1 protein-coding gene is annotated in these 873 nt (G+C 64.5%); it reads left to right on the top strand.

Features of this window, described 5'->3' with window-relative positions:
- Nucleotides 1–82: 82 nt before the first annotated feature.
- Nucleotides 83–873, top strand: a 791-nt coding sequence (locus tag GHC57_RS19110) for a helix-turn-helix domain-containing protein (RefSeq protein ID WP_153347251.1), incomplete at its 3' end; no start/stop codon positions are given.

The raw sequence follows: 873 nt of genomic DNA, 5'->3' as shown, positions 1-873 counted from the left end.
GGTACAGACCGGCTACCTAGGTAACAGAATAGACCGGCAACATGGGTAACAGGTCCACTGGCTGGCGAGGAGGGCTCTCGCCATGCCGTTTGCAGAGACCAGTGCCATGGATTTGCGGGTTCAGTTTGTTGCGGCTTGCCTTGCCGGTGAGGAGACGATGACAGAGCTGTGCGCTCTTTACGGCATCAGCCGGAAGACGGGCTACAAGTGGCTGTCGCGGTATCGATCGGAGGGGCCTTCGGGCCTTGAAGACCGCAGCCGGGCACCACTGCATCCCGGCTGGTCCATTGAGGATGAGATCGCCGCGCGCCTGACCGAGGTCCGCCGGGCCCATCCCTTCTGGGGACCTCGCAAGGTTCTTGGCTATCTGAGGGCCAGGGATCCGTCGATCACTTGGCCGGCGGCAAGCACGGTCGGTGATCTGTTCCGGCGGGAAGGCCTGAGTGAGCCGCGCAGGCGACGGCGGTCCCGTGCCCCGGTCGGGGAGTCGCCCCTGACGCCCTCGGACGAACCGAACCGGGTTTGGTGCGCGGACTTCAAGGGTTGGTTCCGAACGCAGGACAACACGCGGTGCGATCCTTTGACCGTGACGGACAATCACAGTCGTTATCTCCTGGCTTGTGAGATCGTGGCGCCGACGGGAGCGGGGGTGCGTCCGGTGCTGGATCGGCTGTTCCGGGAACACGGCTTGCCGGAGGTGTTTCGCACTGACAATGGGACGCCGTTCGCGGCGCCCAGGGGCGTTGCGGGGTTGGGCCGGCTATCGGTGGAGTTGATCAAGCTGGGCATCAAGGTGGAGTGGATCGAGCCTGGATGCCCGCAGCAGAACGGGCGCCATGAGCGCATGCACCGTACTCTGAAGGCAGAGACGGC

Origin of the sequence: Roseospira navarrensis (assembly GCF_009601025.1) — a bacterium.
In the GTDB taxonomy this organism is placed as follows: Bacteria; Pseudomonadota; Alphaproteobacteria; order Rhodospirillales; family Rhodospirillaceae; genus Rhodospira; species Rhodospira navarrensis.
Note: the sequence above shows the minus strand (reverse complement) of the source record. Positions and strands in the feature narration are given on the sequence as shown.